This is a genomic window from Capnocytophaga gingivalis ATCC 33624 (genome assembly GCF_000174755.1).
Classification (GTDB): domain Bacteria; phylum Bacteroidota; class Bacteroidia; order Flavobacteriales; family Flavobacteriaceae; genus Capnocytophaga; species Capnocytophaga gingivalis.
Genome location: NZ_ACLQ01000035.1, coordinates 16,644 through 33,462, shown reverse-complemented (window position 1 = coordinate 33,462; position 16,819 = coordinate 16,644). Strand labels below are relative to the sequence as shown.

General features: G+C 35.7%; 18 protein-coding genes. 6 read left to right on the top strand and 12 right to left on the bottom strand.

Annotation, left to right across the window (positions count from 1 at the left end; genetic code table 11):
- Positions 1-62: 62 nt before the first annotated feature.
- The 9 genes from alr to fabD form a co-directional block, all read right to left on the bottom strand.
- Entirely contained in the window at positions 63-1,172 is a 1,110-nt protein-coding gene (gene alr, locus CAPGI0001_RS11560; RefSeq protein WP_040360371.1) for an alanine racemase, read from the bottom strand.
- Between the two features lie 4 nt (positions 1,173-1,176).
- Positions 1,177-1,344 (bottom strand): hypothetical protein, encoded by a 168-nt coding sequence (locus CAPGI0001_RS13175; protein WP_002670606.1) that lies wholly within the window; start codon positions 1,342-1,344, stop codon positions 1,177-1,179.
- Positions 1,341-2,090 (bottom strand): enoyl-CoA hydratase/isomerase family protein, encoded by a 750-nt coding sequence (locus CAPGI0001_RS11555; RefSeq protein ID WP_002670693.1) that lies wholly within the window; start codon positions 2,088-2,090, stop codon positions 1,341-1,343. Before CAPGI0001_RS11555 ends, CAPGI0001_RS13175 begins: the two co-directional genes overlap by 4 nt.
- Before the next feature lie 46 nt (positions 2,091-2,136).
- Positions 2,137-2,949, bottom strand: a complete 813-nt coding sequence (locus CAPGI0001_RS11550) for a hypothetical protein (RefSeq protein WP_002670685.1) — start codon at positions 2,947-2,949, stop codon at positions 2,137-2,139.
- Positions 2,950-3,082: 133 nt separating this feature from the next.
- Positions 3,083-4,045 (bottom strand): RHS repeat domain-containing protein, encoded by a 963-nt coding sequence (locus tag CAPGI0001_RS11545; protein ID WP_002670469.1) that lies wholly within the window; start codon positions 4,043-4,045, stop codon positions 3,083-3,085.
- 21 nt (positions 4,046-4,066) lie between these two features.
- The gene (locus CAPGI0001_RS11540) at positions 4,067-4,717 is read right to left on the bottom strand and encodes a hypothetical protein (protein WP_002670658.1); all 651 of its coding nucleotides are present in this window, start codon (positions 4,715-4,717) and stop codon (positions 4,067-4,069) included.
- Between the two features lie 34 nt (positions 4,718-4,751).
- Entirely contained in the window at positions 4,752-5,723 is a 972-nt protein-coding gene (locus tag CAPGI0001_RS11535; RefSeq protein WP_002670767.1) for a polyprenyl synthetase family protein, read from the bottom strand.
- Positions 5,724-5,728: 5 nt separating this feature from the next.
- Positions 5,729-6,397 (bottom strand): epoxyqueuosine reductase QueH, encoded by a 669-nt coding sequence (locus CAPGI0001_RS11530; protein WP_002670368.1) that lies wholly within the window; start codon positions 6,395-6,397, stop codon positions 5,729-5,731.
- 167 nt (positions 6,398-6,564) lie between these two features.
- Positions 6,565-7,443 (bottom strand): ACP S-malonyltransferase, encoded by an 879-nt coding sequence (gene fabD / locus CAPGI0001_RS11525; protein WP_002670761.1) that lies wholly within the window; start codon positions 7,441-7,443, stop codon positions 6,565-6,567.
- A gap of 155 nt (positions 7,444-7,598) precedes the next feature.
- Between fabD and CAPGI0001_RS11520 the strand changes: the two genes are divergently transcribed.
- Genes CAPGI0001_RS11520 through CAPGI0001_RS11495 form a run of 6 tightly spaced genes read left to right on the top strand, consistent with a single transcriptional unit; the run spans position 7,599 to position 13,105 of the window.
- Complete coding sequence (locus CAPGI0001_RS11520) at positions 7,599-8,348, top strand: glycosyltransferase family 2 protein (protein WP_155813485.1); 750 nt, start codon at positions 7,599-7,601, stop codon at positions 8,346-8,348.
- On the top strand, positions 8,345-9,163 hold the full coding sequence (locus tag CAPGI0001_RS11515; RefSeq protein ID WP_002670381.1) for a glycosyltransferase family 2 protein: 819 nt from the start codon (positions 8,345-8,347) through the stop codon (positions 9,161-9,163). The genes CAPGI0001_RS11520 and CAPGI0001_RS11515 overlap by 4 nt, the downstream gene beginning before the upstream one ends.
- Positions 9,156-10,121, top strand: a complete 966-nt coding sequence (locus tag CAPGI0001_RS12635; RefSeq protein WP_002670656.1) for a glycosyltransferase family 2 protein — start codon at positions 9,156-9,158, stop codon at positions 10,119-10,121. Before CAPGI0001_RS11515 ends, CAPGI0001_RS12635 begins: the two co-directional genes overlap by 8 nt.
- Positions 10,118-10,987 carry an alpha-1,2-fucosyltransferase gene (locus tag CAPGI0001_RS11505; RefSeq protein ID WP_002670361.1) on the top strand — a complete coding sequence of 290 codons (870 nt, stop codon included), beginning with the start codon at positions 10,118-10,120 and terminating at the stop codon, positions 10,985-10,987. Before CAPGI0001_RS12635 ends, CAPGI0001_RS11505 begins: the two co-directional genes overlap by 4 nt.
- Before the next feature lie 14 nt (positions 10,988-11,001).
- Positions 11,002-12,039, top strand: coding sequence for a WaaS/CpsH family glycosyltransferase (locus CAPGI0001_RS11500; protein WP_002670577.1), 1,038 nt, complete (start codon positions 11,002-11,004; stop codon positions 12,037-12,039).
- Between the two features lie 22 nt (positions 12,040-12,061).
- The gene (locus tag CAPGI0001_RS11495) at positions 12,062-13,105 is read left to right on the top strand and encodes a glycosyltransferase (RefSeq protein ID WP_002670467.1); all 1,044 of its coding nucleotides are present in this window, start codon (positions 12,062-12,064) and stop codon (positions 13,103-13,105) included.
- Here CAPGI0001_RS11495 and CAPGI0001_RS11490 read toward each other — a convergent pair.
- Genes CAPGI0001_RS11490 through CAPGI0001_RS11480 form a run of 3 tightly spaced genes read right to left on the bottom strand, consistent with a single transcriptional unit; the run spans position 13,091 to position 16,796 of the window.
- Positions 13,091-14,458, bottom strand: a complete 1,368-nt coding sequence (locus tag CAPGI0001_RS11490) for an O-antigen ligase family protein (protein WP_002670766.1) — start codon at positions 14,456-14,458, stop codon at positions 13,091-13,093. The genes CAPGI0001_RS11495 and CAPGI0001_RS11490 overlap by 15 nt on opposite strands.
- Before the next feature lie 18 nt (positions 14,459-14,476).
- Positions 14,477-16,030, bottom strand: coding sequence for a phosphoethanolamine transferase family protein (locus tag CAPGI0001_RS11485; protein ID WP_002670757.1), 1,554 nt, complete (start codon positions 16,028-16,030; stop codon positions 14,477-14,479).
- Positions 16,023-16,796, bottom strand: a complete 774-nt coding sequence (locus CAPGI0001_RS11480; RefSeq protein ID WP_002670691.1) for a polysaccharide deacetylase family protein — start codon at positions 16,794-16,796, stop codon at positions 16,023-16,025. The genes CAPGI0001_RS11485 and CAPGI0001_RS11480 overlap by 8 nt, the downstream gene beginning before the upstream one ends.
- Between the last annotated feature and the right edge of the window lie 23 nt (positions 16,797-16,819).

The following is a 16,819-nucleotide window of genomic DNA, read 5'->3' as shown; positions in this document are numbered from 1 at the left end:
AAGAAAACTTTCTTAAAGAGTATTTTAAGAAAGTTTCCTTAGAAATTTTTAAGATAAATAGATTAATCTTCTATGAATACTCTTTTTATCCTTCGCGAAAGGGAGGTAATTAGTTCATAGGAGATAGTTTTTGCGGTTTCAGCTAAGGTCTCTGAGGTGTGTCGCTCATCAAAAATGACAACTTCTTCTCCTTCCTCACAGCCCAATCCTGTAATATCCACCATGATCATGTCCATACATACATTTCCTACGATAGGACATTTTTTGTCTTTGATAAAAACAAATCCTACCTCCTTACCATAGATACGGTTAAGCCCATCGGCATGTCCCACTGAAATGGTGGCTATTTCCATAGGTTTCTGTGCTTGAAATCCAAAATTGTATCCTACATAATCTCCCTTCTGGATAGTATGTATCTGGGAGATGATGCTCTTGAGAGTTGTTATGGGTTTGAAATCCTTCTGTAGCCGAGGGTCATTGGCAAATCCATACATTCCTATCCCGCTGCGTACCATATCGAAATGTGCTTCAGGGTAGTTGAGTATACCAGAGGTATTACAGTTGTGATAGATGATCTTGTGTGAGAAGTGGTTCTCCAATTTCTTCTGGAAAGCCTTAAAGAGAGCTATCTGTTTTTCCATAAAAGGGCGTGCCTGAAGGTCTTCGGATGCTAATAAGTGAGAAAAGGCAGTTCTTACTTTGAGTTCCTCATGTCCCTTGAGTAGCTCACAAGCCTCATCAATTTCTTCTACTGAAAAACCCAAACGATTCATTCCTGAATTACACTTGAGGTGGAAGGGATACTGGTTTAGCTGTTTTTCCTTGGCAAAGTCTATAAAATGGGTGATGAGCCTTTTGGAATAGAGGGTAGGTTCCAAGTTATAACGAACGATGTCTTCAAAATCCACCAATTGAGGGTGGAAAATAAGAATAGGACGAGTAACTCCAGCCTTGCGAAGTTCTATTCCTTCACTGGTGAAGGCCACGGCAAATTCATCCGCTAAGTCCTTTTTCTCCAAATACTGTGCTACCGCAACGGAGCTATTTCCGTAAGAGTTGGCTTTGACTACGGCTAAAAAGCGAGTGCCTTCCTTGAGATGTTTTTTGAGTTGACGTACATTGTGCTGGAGATTGTCCAAGTGAATCTCCAAAGTAGTTTCTTGCACTGACATTTTTCTATGACTGTTTTTTATTTTTATAATAGGAATATAAGAGATACCCTAAAATAACTAATACCACAAAGGGTAAAAGACTCCCTATGAGTACCCCTATGGCATAGCTGTTGTCGGGGGCATTGGCTATTTTTTCTTGTATCTCGGCGATGTTCTGTTGTAGTGAGATCATTTGTTCTTAGGTTTCAATTTTTCTTTAGTATAAGGGGATAAGGCTAATCTCCCTGTAATTTCTGCATTTTCAAAGAGAAGAGGCTCCCAAGAGGGGGTATCCTTCCATAGAATTTGCTTGATTGCTACTAAGGATTCCGTAGGATAAGAAGCAAGCCTCTGGGAAAAATAACCAATTTCCTTGTCCATGTCTGCTATATTTTCGAAAACACAGGCATAGAGCCCCTTACGCTCTGCCCAATATGCATTTTTCCACAGGTCAGGGGCCAAGGAGAGTTCTGCAAGGGCACCTACCCCCATTTTTCGTTCAATAGCAGGAGCGATGACAAAGGGGCCTATTCCAATACTCAGTTCAGGTAAGCGAATAGAAGCTGCTTCTGTGGCAAATACATAATCACAGGCAGCCAGTATGCCTACCCCTCCACCAACAGCCTTGCCATGAGCCCTGCCTATGACAGGTTTTTGGCAACGACGAATTGCACAGAGTACATGGGCAAATCCACTGAAGAAACGTTGCCCACTTTCTAAGGAATCTACCTGCACAAGTTCGTCAAAAAAAGCACCTGCACAGAAGGCTTTTTCGCCCTTACTGCGGAGGATAACTACTTTTATTTCCTTGTCAGCAGAGAGGGTGTCCAGCTCCTTGGCCAAGCGCTGCAGTAATTCCATAGAGAGTGCATTGGCTTGTTCGGAGGCAAATTCTACAGTAGCGATACTGTCAGTTGTGGTTGTATATACGTAATCCATAGTTGTTTGTTGTTAGGTTTTGTCGTTAGTAACTGAAGGTTAATCCTTAATAATACTCTATCTGTCGTTCTTCTTTCAGATATACACTCTCAAAATTTCCTTTTTTTACTTTTGTATTAGAGTCTTCTTTCATAATATAGTTCTGGTGAGAATCATATTTGTATCGGTAATTGTACTCTAAAGAGTGCTTGCTCTCGAGAATAATCTTATCCTTGATCACATTATTATATGCATCATATTCCATTTCTCGAGAAGTAGTTTTGTCTCCCTTAGCATTGTAAGTATCACTTTTGGAAAGATTTCCCAAGGAATCATAGTAGTTTTTAAGGGTGCTTTGTAACTCATTTTTATTATTAAAATTACTCACCTCTACCAATTGGTCTATGTCATTGTAAACAAATTCTGTATGAGAAAGTTCTTTTTCCTCTCTATAAATTGTGGAAAGAATGATATGATGCTTGTTGTCATACTTATTTTGTGTATATTGTATGAGTTTATCATTTTCGTAATACTCTTCTTGGATGGCATCTCTTTTTCTATTATAGGAAAAAACAATCTTTCCTTCTTTGGCATAGTCTCCATAGAAATTCATTTCATAGAAAGAAAACCTTCCTTGATCATCATAATGATAGATGAACTCACTGTTTAACTGGCCTTTCTGATAATTATTATTTCTCTCAATGTTTCCTTGACGGTTAAAGAAATATTCCTTTACAAAATTCAATTCCTTATCGTTGTATTCATAAACTTTTAGGTATTTCACCTCGCCATTAAGTTTCATTTCTTGCAAATGGGTTTTTCTTTGTCCCCAGCAAAATAATGAGTAAAGTGATACTAATAGAAGTAGGTATTTTCTCATCAAATATTGGTTTTAGTTGCAAATACTAGTTATTCTTTCTCTTTAAAGAGAATAGTTGTTAAGGACAATTTCTATTCCTTGTTCACTTCCTCCTACCCTTCGAAAATCTTACTACCTCCGAAGAGGGACTGTTTCATGGTTCTTTGTATTTGATAATTCTTTCAGTAACAAGGAATACCTCATCATCGGCGGTCGATATTCTTTGAGTCCAGTTGCCAAAGGTGTCATAGGTATAGGTATAGTGATAAGAATTATTACATTTTACTTTGGGAGTTTCTAAAACATCCCCTTCTTTTTTCTGTTCTATAGCGATATCCCCCTTCTCGTTGTACTCATACGAATACTTTATAAAAGAAGTATTGTCCCACCAATGTTCTTTTTTACTTATCTTTCCCTGAGTATCATAGACAAAAACATCATGGTATTGCACATCGCCTGAAGGAATTGCTGCCCACTTGAGGGAGGTAACTTTCCCTTCTTTGTCATAAGTAAAAGTAAGATGTGTGGTAGAAGCATATATTTTCCCTTGATTTTGTTGTATAGAGGAAATCTTCTCTTCTGTCAGTTGTCCTAAAGAATCATAGCTATAAGTACGATATTCCTTAAGCAGATTCCCTTGATAGGTTAGCGCAGAGGTTTTTCTTGCCTTTGGGTCATTGTCCATTGGATCATACTGATATATGACAGACCAACAATGATCTCGTTCTTTGTAAGGAAGCTCTTCTGTATCGTAAATTTTTGTATAACCAGTAGGTCTATCTAACTTATCATATAGAAAAGAGGTCTTCACTATACAATGAGTAGGCGTATCATATTCCTCATAGGTTTGTTTTCTTCCTTTTTCATCAAAAGTAATACGGCGCTTTACTACCTCCAGGGTTTTGTATGCTGTCTCATACGTACGATTGCGGTAATGTTCCAAGGAGGTATAGCAATTCTCTTCCACCGAGAGAACCTTTCCTTTGAGGGATTCAAACTCTTCATAGGAATCTGCCTCTTGGGCTCTTACACAAAAACCAAAAAGGAAAAAGAGGCAAATAATTCCCCTAACCCCTGAAGGGATAATCAATAACCTATGATAAGTAACCCATTCCATAAAGTATCTAAAATAGTAAAATTAAAAAGTCACTATTTTCCCTCTCCAGAACTTCATAGCCGTTTCGGCAAACTCTCTTACATAGTCGTCTTCATCGTCAAGGAAAGGTTTTATATGAGTCTCTACCTCCGAGGCAATAGAAAGGACTATAATAGAGTAGATACGTGAAGAACGGTTTTGATCATAACTCTCATCTTCTGTGTCAAGGCTGTCAATCTCTTGGTAGAGCTGTTCTATAATCTGCTTTCTTCCCTGAAAGTCTTCTAAGGTCTTAGAAGGAAAGTCAAATACATTTTCAGGAAGTTCTCTTAGTTCATCGAAGTCATAAGCCTCCTCATGCTGCTCAATAACCTCAAGCAGACGGCTAATGCTCTTAAAGCGAGGTTGTTGTTGGTCTTGTTCTTCATGGTCAAGATGACAAACCATTCCCTTACGAGCCCCTCCTACAAATACACACCAATAATTAGAATTTTCATCGGTAAGAATTACTTTCAAATCATTAAAGAGCGTATAATCATCAAAGAAATCCTGCATTCCCTCGAAATCCTCATCTTCAACAGCTATAAAACCATCTCTTCCACGGATAAAACGTTCTTCCCCATAGAATTTTTCTAATTGTTCTATGTCATGGCTATCAATTCCAGCTTTTCTAAGTTCGTCAAATACTTTCATATATTTTTACCCATTAACAATTGATAATTACCCATTAAATTGTTCTATTCATAAGACTACCACCGAATTCTTTTAGAATATTCTTTTTCTCCTCAGGAATATCAAGGGTATCTAAGATAGCGAATGCCTTTAGCGTGTAAGTCTCTACTTGTGCTCTAAGGAAGGTATGACTTTCAGTAGCTATAAAAAGCTCAGTTACACGAGTGATTTTCTCCTCCTCACTCTTAGGTTCAGTGGAATAGAGTGTTAGCAATTCTTGTTTTTGTTCTGGTGTACCTTTCTCTAAAGCCTTGAGATAGAGGAGTGTCTTTTTGTTTTGGAGGATATCTCCTCCTATTTTCTTACCAAAGGAAGCATCGCCAAAGGTATCCAAATAATCGTCTTGTAATTGGTAAGCAATGCCCAAGGCAAGCCCAAAATCATATATTTTTTGCTTATTTTCTTCTGTGGTCTGAGCAATGATTGCTCCCATCTGGAGTGCAGCCCCCACAAGGACAGCTGTTTTGTAAGCAATCATTTTGAGATATTGGTCAGTGGAGACCTGTGCTTGTTGCTCGAAATCTACATCATACTGTTGTCCTTCGCATACTTCAATAGCGGTTTTGCTGAAGATTTTGGCTAATTCTTGAAAAATATTTGGCTCATACTGCTCAAAATACTGATAGGCAAGAATAAGCATAGTATCACCAGAGAGGATTCCTGTATTGAGATTCCACTTAGTATGTACTGTAGGATGTCCACGCCTAAGAGGTGCTGCATCCATAATATCGTCATGCACCAAGGAGAAGTTGTGAAAAATCTCCACCGCAAGGGCAGCATAGAGTGCTTTGTGGTAATCTGTTCCAAAAATATCTGCACTGAGCATCGTCAGGGTGGGGCGTAGGCGCTTCCCTCCTACATTGAGGATATAATGGATAGGATCATACAAATTTTTTGGGTCTCGCTCCTTCAAGTGCTCTTGCATAAAGGCGACAAACTCATTTTGATAATCAGTAATTAGTTGCATAACTCTTATTGTTTATCATTATCATTATCGTCTACTCCATAGAATTTTACTCCTATTTGGATACGTTCTCTCCCATTGGCCAGACGCCATTGGTTTGTGTCACGCAGTGAATAGGCACAGCCACAATATTCCTGCATATAGAAGTGCTCACGCTTGCTGATTTCCAACATACGGGCAGAACCTCCTTTTTTTCGCCAATTGTGTGTCCAGTAAGTTAGCCCTTCGTAAGGGGCAACGGCACGTAACCCACTGTCATTGATTTGGTCAAAATTTTTCCAGCGAGAAATGCCTAAGGAACTGGTAATAGTATCAAAACCATGTTCGTATGCATAGAGAGCGGTGCGCTCAAAACGCATATCAAAGCACATAGTACAACGCTTGCCACGCTCAGGCTCGTATTCCATCCCTTTAGCTCTCTCATACCAATTGTCCACATCATAATCTGCATCTACAATTGGGATACCGAGTTTTTCAGCAAATCGGATATTCTCATTCTTACGGATTTCGTATTCTTTTTTAGGGTGGATGTTGGGATTATAGAAGAAAATGGTATACTCAATACCTGAGGCACTGATAGCTTCCATTACTTCCCCAGAACAGGGAGCACAACAAGAGTGCAAGAGAAGCTTCTTGCCTCCATTGGGTAAAACTAATTTTTCACGGATCAATTCCATAGGAAATTTCTATATGATAAGGGTTTTTAATCTAAAAAAGACTTTCATGCAGGATGAAAGCCTTTTCTAATCTTCATATTATGAGCAACTATTCTAAATGCTTTACCTAAAGCGAGGCAAAGTTACGATTATTTTCGAGAACGACAATAGCTTTCTTACATTTTCTTTTAAGCTGAGATAGCCTCTACTTCTTTGTTGATTTTCTTAATTAACCCTTGAAGTACTTTTCCAGGAGCAAGTTCAACGAAAGTAGTAGCGCCGTCCTGAATCATCTGTTGTACACTTTGTGTCCATTTGACAGGAGCAGTTAGCTGAGCGATAAGATTTTTCTTGATAGTCTCAGGATCGGTCATGGCAGTGGTAGTCACATTCTGATAGATAGGACAAAGCGGTTTTTGAAAAGTGATTTCTCCGATAGCCTTGGCCAGTTCCTCCTCAGCAGGTTTCATCAATGCTGAGTGGAAAGCGCCCCCAACGGGGAGGATCAGTGCACGCTTGGCTCCTGCGGCCTTGAGTGTTTCGCAGGCTTGCTCTACCGCCTCATAGGCACCAGAGATAACCAGTTGCCCTGGGCAGTTATAGTTGGCTGGAGTTACTACCCCCTCGGTATCCTTGCATACCTGTTCAACCACAGCATCGTCTAGGCCTAAGATAGCGGCCATAGTACCACGTTCTAGTTCGCAGGCCTTTTGCATGGCCTCGGCACGCTTGGCCACCAAGCGCAGACCCTGTTCGAAGGTTAGTACTCCACTGGCTACTAAGGCAGAGAATTCTCCCAAGGAGTGTCCTGCAACCATATCAGGGGTGAAGGCTTCACCCAAGACTTGTCGCTGGATCACAGAGTGGAGGAAGATAGCTGGCTGGGTAACACGCGTTTGCTTAAGTGCCTCTTCATCACCAGCAAACATGATGTCAGTGATAGCAAAACCTAAGATATGGTTAGCTTCATCAAAGAGTGATTTGGCAAGGGGACTGCTCTCATATAAGTCCTTTCCCATTCCCACAAACTGGGAACCTTGTCCAGGGAAGATATAAGCTTTTTTCATGTTGTATCTTGAGTTTGTGTATCTCGGGGCAAAGATAAGTTTTTTTCATGAGATGGACAAGCGACAGCCGGTGTAAAATTTCATAAAAATAAATTTGTTCGTTTAATAAAAAGTAGTAAATTTGCACTTTAGAAATCATGCAAGGGCTCTTTTCTATGAAAATATCTGTTATTATCAATACCTACAATGCAGAAAAACATTTGGCTACTGTTTTAGAAACAGTGAAGGATTTTGATGAAGTTGTTATTTGTGATATGCGCAGCAGTGATCGAACCATTGCTATAGCAGAACAATATGGGTGCAAAATTGTCTATTGTGAGCGTTATCCCTATGTAGAGCCTGCAAGGAATTTTGCTATTGCTCAGGCACAATATCCATGGGTATTGGTAATAGATGCTGATGAGACCATTCCTACCAAGCTCCGAGAATACCTTTACCAAATTACAGAAAATCCTACCATAGGAGGGGTGTATATTCCTTTTAAAAATTATTTTATAGATCAGTATATGCGTTCGGCTTATCCTGATTTCAAGTTGCGTTTTTTTAAGAAAGAAGGAGCCGATTGGCCTAAAGAAATTCACTCAACAGTAAAGGTACAAGGGCAGGTTATCAAGATACCACGCCATAGAACAGACTTAGCTTCAGAGCACTTGGCTAATGATTCTGTAACAACCATTCTCAGTAAGAATAATAATTATAGTACTCAAGAGGTGGAACGCCGCAAAGGCAAGCGCATAGGTTGGGGCAAACTGCTCTTTTCTCCTTTCTTCTGGTTTATAAAGTACTATTTTATCAAGAAGGGTTGCTTAGATGGCAAGAGAGGATTTATCTTTGCTGTACTCAAAGCTCAATACAAATTCTCTTGTTTGGCAAAAATATATGAATATCAGCAATTACACCGATGAAAACAACTTTACTCATTACTACCTATAACCGACCAGATGCTTTAGAACTATGCCTGATGAGCGTACTGAGACAGACACATTTACCTGATGAAGTCTTGATTGCTGATGATGGATCAACTGCCGATACAAAAGAACTGATAGATACTTATCGAACAAAATTTCCTATTCCTGTGATACATATTTGGCATGAAGATAAGGGATTTCGTAGAACAGTGATTCTCAATCGAGCTTTTTTGGTGGCTAAAGGAAATTATATTATTCAAGTAGATGGAGATTTAATACTGGGTAGACATTTCATAGCAGATCATATTAATTTTGCTAAGGAAAAGTGTATAGCTAAAGGACGTCGAGTATGTCTTAGCCAGAAGGAAACAGATAGGTTACTTAAGGAAAAGAGTCTCAAGGTTTCTATTTTTCTTCAGGGGACAACCATGCGAGAACACGGTATTAGAATACCTCTCTATAATCAGTTGTTTTCTCCTAAAGAAAAAGCAACAGGAGATGGAGTAGGAGGTGGAAATATGGCTTATTGGAAAGCAGATGCTCTTGCCATCAATGGTTATAATATGGATATTCAAGGTTGGGGGCCTGAAGATTGGGAGTTTGCTCAACGATTGGTTCATTTTGGTTGCAAACAAAGAAAATTAAAGTTCGGTGCTATACAATTCCATTTGGAGCATAATACCTATCCCAAGCAGCCTACAGAGGCTCACTTGCGGATGGTAGAAGAGCTGAAGAAAAATAAAAATATCCGTTGTACAAATGGAATGGAACAGATAAATAATTTAATTGAGCAAGTAAAAATCTATGAATAATCCACTTATATCTATTATTGTTCCTGTGTATAATGGAGAGACTTATTTGGCACGTTGTCTAGATTCTTTATTGGATCAAACCTATGCTCCAATAGAGATATTAGTGGTTAATGATGGGAGTCAAGATAGAACAGCAGAGATTCTTTCTCAGTATGAGCAATATCCACAAATAAAGGTTTTTTATCAAGAAAATAAAGGACTTTCAGGAGCTAGGAATTTAGGTCTGAAACATTTTGAAGGGGATTTTGTATGTTTTGTAGATAGTGATGATTATGTAACCCCAACCTATTGTGAGGAACTTTATAAAGCACTAATAGATAACAATGCTGATATAAGTGTCTGTCAGTATACACTTATAGATACTAAAGGAAAAGAAATTCCACAAGAGAAAGATAAGAAAATACAACTATTCTCTCATATAGAGGCTTTAGCTTTACTATTGGAAGATGGACAACTAAAAAGTTATGCTTGGGGGAAACTATTCAAAAAGGAATTATTAGAGAATTTTTCTTTTCCAATGGGAAGAATATTTGAAGACTATGCATCTATGTTTTTTCTTTTTGATAAGGCAACAAAAGTGGTGATGATTAATAACTGTTTATACAATTATATTCAGTACCCTAATAGTCTTTCTAATAAAAAAGGTGGAGAGAAATTTTTTCATTTCTTTTTGGGAGTGATGGAAATGTATGATTTTGCTTGCCAATACAAAGAAAAATTTCCTAATTGGAATAGAATTGTTGAAAAGACAGCCAAGCAAAGTCTTTTCGCTATTAAACGTTTTTACCTTTTCTCTAAAGAGGTAGAAAAATCTATAGAACAAGCGATGAAAGAAAGATTAACTTCCTTTTATTCAAATGAATACAAAAAAATCCCTTTCAAATACAGATGGAAGATTTTCTCTTTTTTAAAACTTCCTTTTTTATATAATACTTATATACAATTTAAAAAGAGATGAAACAAAAACATTATATATACCAGCAAGGTGGACTGGGGAATCAACTTTACATATTGGCTTATGCTTTTTATTTAAAAGAAAAAGGAGTAGGGCCTTTATGTATGTATAGTGCAGATCGTCAGAAAAAGGATACAAAGGACAAGAAAAAGCGCAATGTTTATTCTCAAATTACTGAAAAATTAGGTTTTCCTATCAGTGGGTTAAGCTATTTCTTTTTTTCAATGGCTAAAAAGATGGCTAAAAAATCTTTTTTTAAAAATTATATAGCATTACAAGTAGAAAAAGAAGGACAATTTGCTGTTTTCCAAGAGCCAGCGACTCAATATGAATCTAAGATATATCTTCATATGGGGTGGTATCAGTCTTATCTTTATCAAACCCCCGAATTTATAGAGAGACTTTACAAAATTATAGAAGAATTAGCTGGAAATACAAGACAATTTTCCATCACTGAAAATGATGTAGTACTCCATATTCGCAGAGGAGATTTTCTAAAGGAAAAAAACAGGGCTCTATTTCATATTATTGAAACCCCTCATTATTTGGAGGGATTGGCTAAGCTCTCTCAAGGAATTAATCTGGAAAAGGTGTATATTCTTTCTGATGATTTTGAAGGAATAGAAGATATTATTACAACTCTGTCCAAACAATATGAAGTAGTTTTAGTTAAAGGAAATACAGTACTCCAAGATTTATACTTACTTACCCAATTTAAGAACTATGTGATTGGAAATAGTACCTTCTCTTGGTGGGGAGCTTATCTTTCCAAATATAAAGAGCGAGCAAATATTATCGTTCCCAAGGAACCTTGGAAAATACCGATGCCTGAAAAATCACCATATCCTCCTTACTGGGTACAAATATAACTTTAGCAAAGTATATGGACAACACAAATAAATATAAAGATATTTCCAAACTAAAAGGGAAAACTATCCTTCTGTGTATGCCAAATTATTTTAATATATATGAGCTGTTCGCAGCAGATATTAAGGCATTGGGGATGGAGCTAATCCTAATAGTTCCTCCTGTATTCTACTATAAAAGATCGAAGGATAGAGTGATTAATTTCTTTAGAAAACTATTTTTAGGTGACAAACAGTATAAGAATAAACTGATAAAACAATTTAATATTGAATATTTTCTTGATAAGACAACCAATATTGAATCTAAAAGTATTGACTATATGCTTTTTGTGCAACCAGATCTTGTCACTGATAATCAGATAGGGAAACTTTTGCGTATAGGAAAGAAAAATATTGCTTATCATTGGAATGGATTAGAGCAATATCCTGATATGGAGGTTTTTGATAATATTGGTCAGTTTGATACATTTTATGTTTTTGATCCTAAAGATTACCAGAAATATAAAGAAATATACCCTAATATAAAATTAAGTCATAATTTCTTTTTTGAGAATATAGAGAATATAACCACAGTAGACAACATAGAGAAAAAGGCTCTTTATGTAGGAAGTTATTTTGAAGATAGAATAAAAAATGTTATATTTGTAGAAAAATTATTAGATAAATATAATATTCCTACAGATATTGAATTAGTTTATAAGGATAAGAGACCTTTTTTATCGAATAAAAATATAAAAATTACTTCTGAGAAAATAAATTTTATAGATTACTTAAAGAAAGTACAGAGGTCTAAAATTCTTTTGGACTTCAAGTTGGGACACAATGGCCTTTCTTTCCGTTTCTTTGAGGCTCTAAAGTATGAGAAAAAGATTATTACAGACAATTTTTCAGTAAAGGAATATGATTTTTACAACCCTAATAATATTTTTATTCTACATAAAGATAATTTAGAGAACTTAGAAACTTTTTTGCATTCAGATTATCAAAAATTACCTCCTGAATTGGTAGAAAAGTATTCTTTCAGTTCTTGGATATATGATTGTTTGTGTAAGTGAAAAACACTATTAAATTTTATGTATGAAAAAGATATATTTTGTATGCCCTAATACTACACATATAACAGGAGGAGTGAAACAAATATATAAACAAGTAGAAATTTTAAATAGAAATGGTATTTCTGCCTATGTGTTATTAGAGAAAAAAAAGCAGAGTAATATATGGCTTACTTCTTACAATATACCGATTAAATATAGCTCATATCTATTCAAAAGATTGCGATATTTTTTTGGGGGTAAAAAAATAAATATAAAAAGGAAATTAAAACTTTACTATTTACAGAGAAAAAGTGAGAAAATAGATGATACTGTTATTTTAGTATTTCCTGAAATTTATGGGATATATATAAAAGATGTTTTTCCGGACACTCCTAAAGTAATTTTTAACCAAGGATGTTATATGACATTCAGTGGTTTTTCTATCGATAAGGATTATCCAATAACACCCTATAATGATAGAAAAACACTAGCAACTATTGTAGCTTCAGAAGATGCTTTTTCATATTTGAGTTATACTTTTAAAGGGTTAAATATATATAGAATGATTTTAGGAATAGATAATACTATTTTTAATTATTCAGCTGAAAAAAGCAAACAAATATGTTTTATGCCTAGAAAAATGGAAGAAGATATAATTCAAGTAATTCATATTCTGAAGCAAAGGGGTAGGGTGCAAAATTGGGATTTTGTATCAATAGACAATAAAACAGAAAAGGAAGTAAGTGAGATAATGAAAAAAAGTATATTTTTTCTAAGTTTTAATCGGAATGAAGGCTTTGGTCTACCTGCTGCAGAGGCTTTGGCCTGCGGATGTTATGTAATAGGGTATCATGGGCAAGGAGGAAAAGAGTATTTTAAGCCTGAATTCAGTACTATTATAGAGGCAGGGAATATTATAGAATATGTAAAAGAAATAGAAGAAAAGATTGTTCTCTATGAAAAAGACTCTTTTGCCTTTTTAGAAAAAGGCAAAAGAGCATCACAGTTTATTCTGTCAAACTATTCTATTGAAAAAGAAGAAGAGAGTATAGTAAAAATATGGAATCAAATATTATGTAATACTTGATTTGTTATCCTTAAAAATAATAAAAATAAGAAAAGGGAATAATATGTAAATTCCTTGATGAAAATTAAGTAGGACATCCGTATTCATTAATAGAAGAAATATAACAAGAGTGTATATAATCCTATTATCTTTTGTACTAATTGATTTATAATAAGTAGAGATAATCCAGAAGAGAAATAATAAAAAACCTATTATTCCAAAATCAATAATAAAGGCTAAAAAATCATTATGGATGTGATAATACCCCATTTCTTTTGCTATTATTTTTTGTGCACCATAGCCACTACCTAATATAGGGTGTTTATGTATATTATCAAAGGCCTTATTTAATAGTTGTTCCCTTATTGGATCAGAAAAATACGTTGTTTTCTTTACTAAAAAGAAAATACTTAGTAAGCCTATCAGTAGTATTCCCATTTCTATAAAAATTCTTTTATGGTATCCCCATTTATTAGCAATAGAAAACCATATTAATAGAAGAATAGTTAAAGGAAATGCTACAATAACTACGCGAGCTTGCACAATAAAGGCAAAGCATAATAAAAGAACTCCATATAAAAAGAATTCCATAGAGGAAATAAGCTTTTTATTTTTTTTCCAAACAAAAGCTCCTAATCCCCATATAAGTAATATTACCCAAGCTATAAAACTAGGATGGTGAAAGGCAGACCATTTTAGTACTTCATAATAAGACATATATCCTTTGTTTAGAGTGAAAAAGCTAAAAAAAGGAATATTCCAATTTTTACTTATGAGGATATAGGCTGTAATATTTAATGTGAGCAAAAATAAAAAAATCTTGAAACAAAGAGTTATAAAAGCAAAGCTTTCTTGTTCTCTTGTTCTAAATCCAAGACATATTATAGGTAGTATTAATAAAAGATACAACATGTCTTCATTCATGTTTTCCCATGCGAAAGTTTGATCTTTATTCCAAAAAACAGCTAAAAAACGAAAAATAGCTAATAGAAAAAAACTTATGATGGTCCCATCTGGTTTTATCCATTTTCTATGGATTATACCATAAATGAAACAAAGTAATAATAATAAGATATCCATACGGAAAGTAATCTTATGTTTGTATGTCCATAGGAAAACGGTTGTTGCTCCTACACATATAATAAGAGAACGTAGATATTCTCCTTTTCTGAAAAGAAGTGTATGGTGCTGAAACATCCATAAGGCAGAGATTATGCCACAAAAATAAAAACCTACTTTAAAGAAAATCATTTTAAATCCATCTTTTTCCCATAGCAAAGGTTGCCAATAGGCTAATAGAAAGGTAGCTAAGATGATAATTAAAGGAAGTGCTGAAAGCCAATATTTGTTGATGTTTTTGGAGATAATATTCATAATTGCTTAGTGATTAATTTATTTTTTGTTGTTAAGTATGACTGTATCCTCTGGTAAAGAGTTAAAAGGGAGATATTCACCTGTAAATACTTTTAAAGAATCCATAGGAGGAGAAAAGAAATTATAGGTTTTATCTAACCCTTTTTCTTTGATGCCGAGCCATTGGGCAAAACCATCGATAAAATGATAACCAGACTTGCTGATATGTACTTCGTTGTGCAGAGAATCATCACTATTGATCCTTACAAAAGGAACACAAAAGTTAGCTTTAGAAACACCATGAGCGAAAGAAACATTAGGGGAATTTCTATCCTTTGTTTCTAAACCATGATCAGAGAAATAGATAAGAGAAAAGGAATGTGCCTGTTCTTGTAGAGTCTTATAGATTTGTTCTAAGAATATATCTGTTTGTTCAATACTTTGTATATAGGAGGATAGATTAGCATTGTAATAGTCGTAATGGAGAGGAGTTTCCAATCTATTTTCGAAAAGAGGGTGGGAGCCTATTAGGTGGAGTACGAATAATCGATTATGAGTAGCAGGAAGAGCTAAATATTCTTTGAAAATAGGTAATAAGGCACTATCATATATAGGTTTTGATTCATAATGACCTAATTTCATAAATTTTCTATGGTCAGCCAAAGAAGCTAATTTAGCTATAGGAGTATCCCATTCACTAACAAGGCCTTGATTAGAAAGCCAAAAGGTTTCAAAACCAGCCTGTTTGGCTAAACTGATGATATTATTTTCATATATAAAATCAGTACCTTTCATTTGGATAAAGGTTCGTAGTAGAGAGGCCGTAGTATTAGCACCTGCAGCGGTAAATCCCTCTAAGACAGTGCCTTTTACCGTTTTTAGGAATTTTGAATTTTCCACAGGGAATCCATAGAGAGACATATAATCACGGCGTACACTTTCTCCTATGACTAATACATAGTCTTGATAACGAGGGGTAACAGCATTTATTTTCCAAGAAGGAGGGAGATCTACATTTATTCCAATATTTTTATGAAGCTCATAATAGGCTGTAATATCCTTGTAAAGAGAATCGTAAAAAGAAAAGATAAGTGTATGTGAATGCCGAAACTCGAATCCTTGTTTTTCGTTCATTTTTCTAATAGGGCGCTCGATAGTTAGTACAATAGCTACTACAGCTATTAGTGTATTAATGAGGATAGATTTTTTGTTATAGATATACCTTTTCTTTTTCCCTAAATAAAGTATATATCCTGCAAAAAATAATACAGCTATTGAAAGCATATAGGCATAGAGAGGTAGTGATTGGGTGAATTCCTTGGCTTCTTGAAAATTTGTTTCAAGAAAGGCACTAATCATGGTAATAGTGGGGTAACCAAACCAAATAGTTGCAGGAAGTAAAAGGGCACAAGTAAGGGCTATAAAAGAAAAAAAGATAGCAAATAACCAATAATTTATATATCTTAGTACGATAAGAATCAAGAAAGAGGCAATCATTCCTCCTACAGTCTCAGAGGCATCTAAGGTGTAAGGAATACCTATTGTAAAGCATAAAAGTAGGATTTCAAAGAGGTATGTTTTTAGTTTAATCATCAGTTTTCTCTATTAATTTTTTATATCTCTCTACTTTCCAATTTTTCTTTTTAGCAAAGCTAAGTAGTTTATCAAAACGTGCGATCATAGCATCTCCTGTGTTGCGCATCACGTAGAAGGGAAAGTTGAACTCTTTTTGGTGTAGGTCGGTAAACTCCCATGGGTGGAAGTAAAGGGCGGCATAGCCTAAACTCCCTACAGTACGGCTCAAAAGGTGCTTATAGTACCACAAGGGGAAGTTATGGAAAGAGAGCCAAAAGAGGGGAATACGCCAAGGACTTACTCCTGCAGGTATCTGCCAGAGATCTTCTTCACGAAACATGTATCTGGGGACATGTAACTTATTATATCTTCCTGGGAGGAAGGTGGGGTTAATAGACGAATTGTATAGATAGCCTGCTTCCTTGACATCAGTGGCAGAGACCTCCAGCATACGTGGCATACGGAGTCCCTCAATGCTTACGCCAAACTGAGATTCCAAGGCCTCCTTAGAAGAACGCAGGTGCTCTATGGCAAAGTCGGAGTGGTAATAGGTATGTGAAGCCAATTCGTGGCCTTCGCTCAAAAGCCGCTGGATAAGGTCAGAGGCATTTTGAGCAAAAACGACAGTAGAGAAAAAGGTAGCCTTGGCCTCGTGCTTTTGGAGTAAGTCCAAAATAGCAGTAAGCCCCTCTCGAGAGATGGACATCTGTCGCTCAAAAGGAATATCAAAGCCGTATTCCTTAGGCATATCGAACTCTTCTATGTCAAAACTTAAATAAATCATAGGTTAGCTTGTTTTTCAAAAGG

Bases quoted from the DNA above. Each gene is read 5' to 3' on its own strand.
- CAPGI0001_RS11480 (WP_002670691.1), bottom strand. From the start codon at position 16,796: ATGATTTATTTAAGTTTTGACATAGAAGAGTTCGATATGCCTAAGGAA.
- CAPGI0001_RS13175 (WP_002670606.1), bottom strand. From the start codon at position 1,344: ATGATCTCACTACAACAGAACATCGCCGAGATACAAGAAAAAATAGCC.
- CAPGI0001_RS11535 (WP_002670767.1), bottom strand. From the start codon at position 5,723: ATGCAACTAATTACTGATTATCAAAATGAGTTTGTCGCCTTTATGCAA.
- CAPGI0001_RS11555 (WP_002670693.1), bottom strand. From the start codon at position 2,090: ATGGATTACGTATATACAACCACAACTGACAGTATCGCTACTGTAGAA.
- CAPGI0001_RS11550 (WP_002670685.1), bottom strand. From the start codon at position 2,949: ATGAGAAAATACCTACTTCTATTAGTATCACTTTACTCATTATTTTGC.
- CAPGI0001_RS11490 (WP_002670766.1), bottom strand. From the start codon at position 14,458: ATGAATATTATCTCCAAAAACATCAACAAATATTGGCTTTCAGCACTT.
- fabD (WP_002670761.1), bottom strand. From the start codon at position 7,443: ATGAAAAAAGCTTATATCTTCCCTGGACAAGGTTCCCAGTTTGTGGGA.
- CAPGI0001_RS11540 (WP_002670658.1), bottom strand. From the start codon at position 4,717: ATGAAAGTATTTGACGAACTTAGAAAAGCTGGAATTGATAGCCATGAC.
- CAPGI0001_RS11500 (WP_002670577.1), top strand. From the start codon at position 11,002: ATGGACAACACAAATAAATATAAAGATATTTCCAAACTAAAAGGGAAA.
- alr (WP_040360371.1), bottom strand. From the start codon at position 1,172: ATGTCAGTGCAAGAAACTACTTTGGAGATTCACTTGGACAATCTCCAG.
- CAPGI0001_RS11520 (WP_155813485.1), top strand. From the start codon at position 7,599: ATGAAAATATCTGTTATTATCAATACCTACAATGCAGAAAAACATTTG.
- CAPGI0001_RS11515 (WP_002670381.1), top strand. From the start codon at position 8,345: ATGAAAACAACTTTACTCATTACTACCTATAACCGACCAGATGCTTTA.
- CAPGI0001_RS11505 (WP_002670361.1), top strand. From the start codon at position 10,118: ATGAAACAAAAACATTATATATACCAGCAAGGTGGACTGGGGAATCAA.
- CAPGI0001_RS11495 (WP_002670467.1), top strand. From the start codon at position 12,062: ATGAAAAAGATATATTTTGTATGCCCTAATACTACACATATAACAGGA.
- CAPGI0001_RS12635 (WP_002670656.1), top strand. From the start codon at position 9,156: ATGAATAATCCACTTATATCTATTATTGTTCCTGTGTATAATGGAGAG.
- CAPGI0001_RS11545 (WP_002670469.1), bottom strand. From the start codon at position 4,045: ATGGAATGGGTTACTTATCATAGGTTATTGATTATCCCTTCAGGGGTT.
- CAPGI0001_RS11530 (WP_002670368.1), bottom strand. From the start codon at position 6,397: ATGGAATTGATCCGTGAAAAATTAGTTTTACCCAATGGAGGCAAGAAG.
- CAPGI0001_RS11485 (WP_002670757.1), bottom strand. From the start codon at position 16,030: ATGATTAAACTAAAAACATACCTCTTTGAAATCCTACTTTTATGCTTT.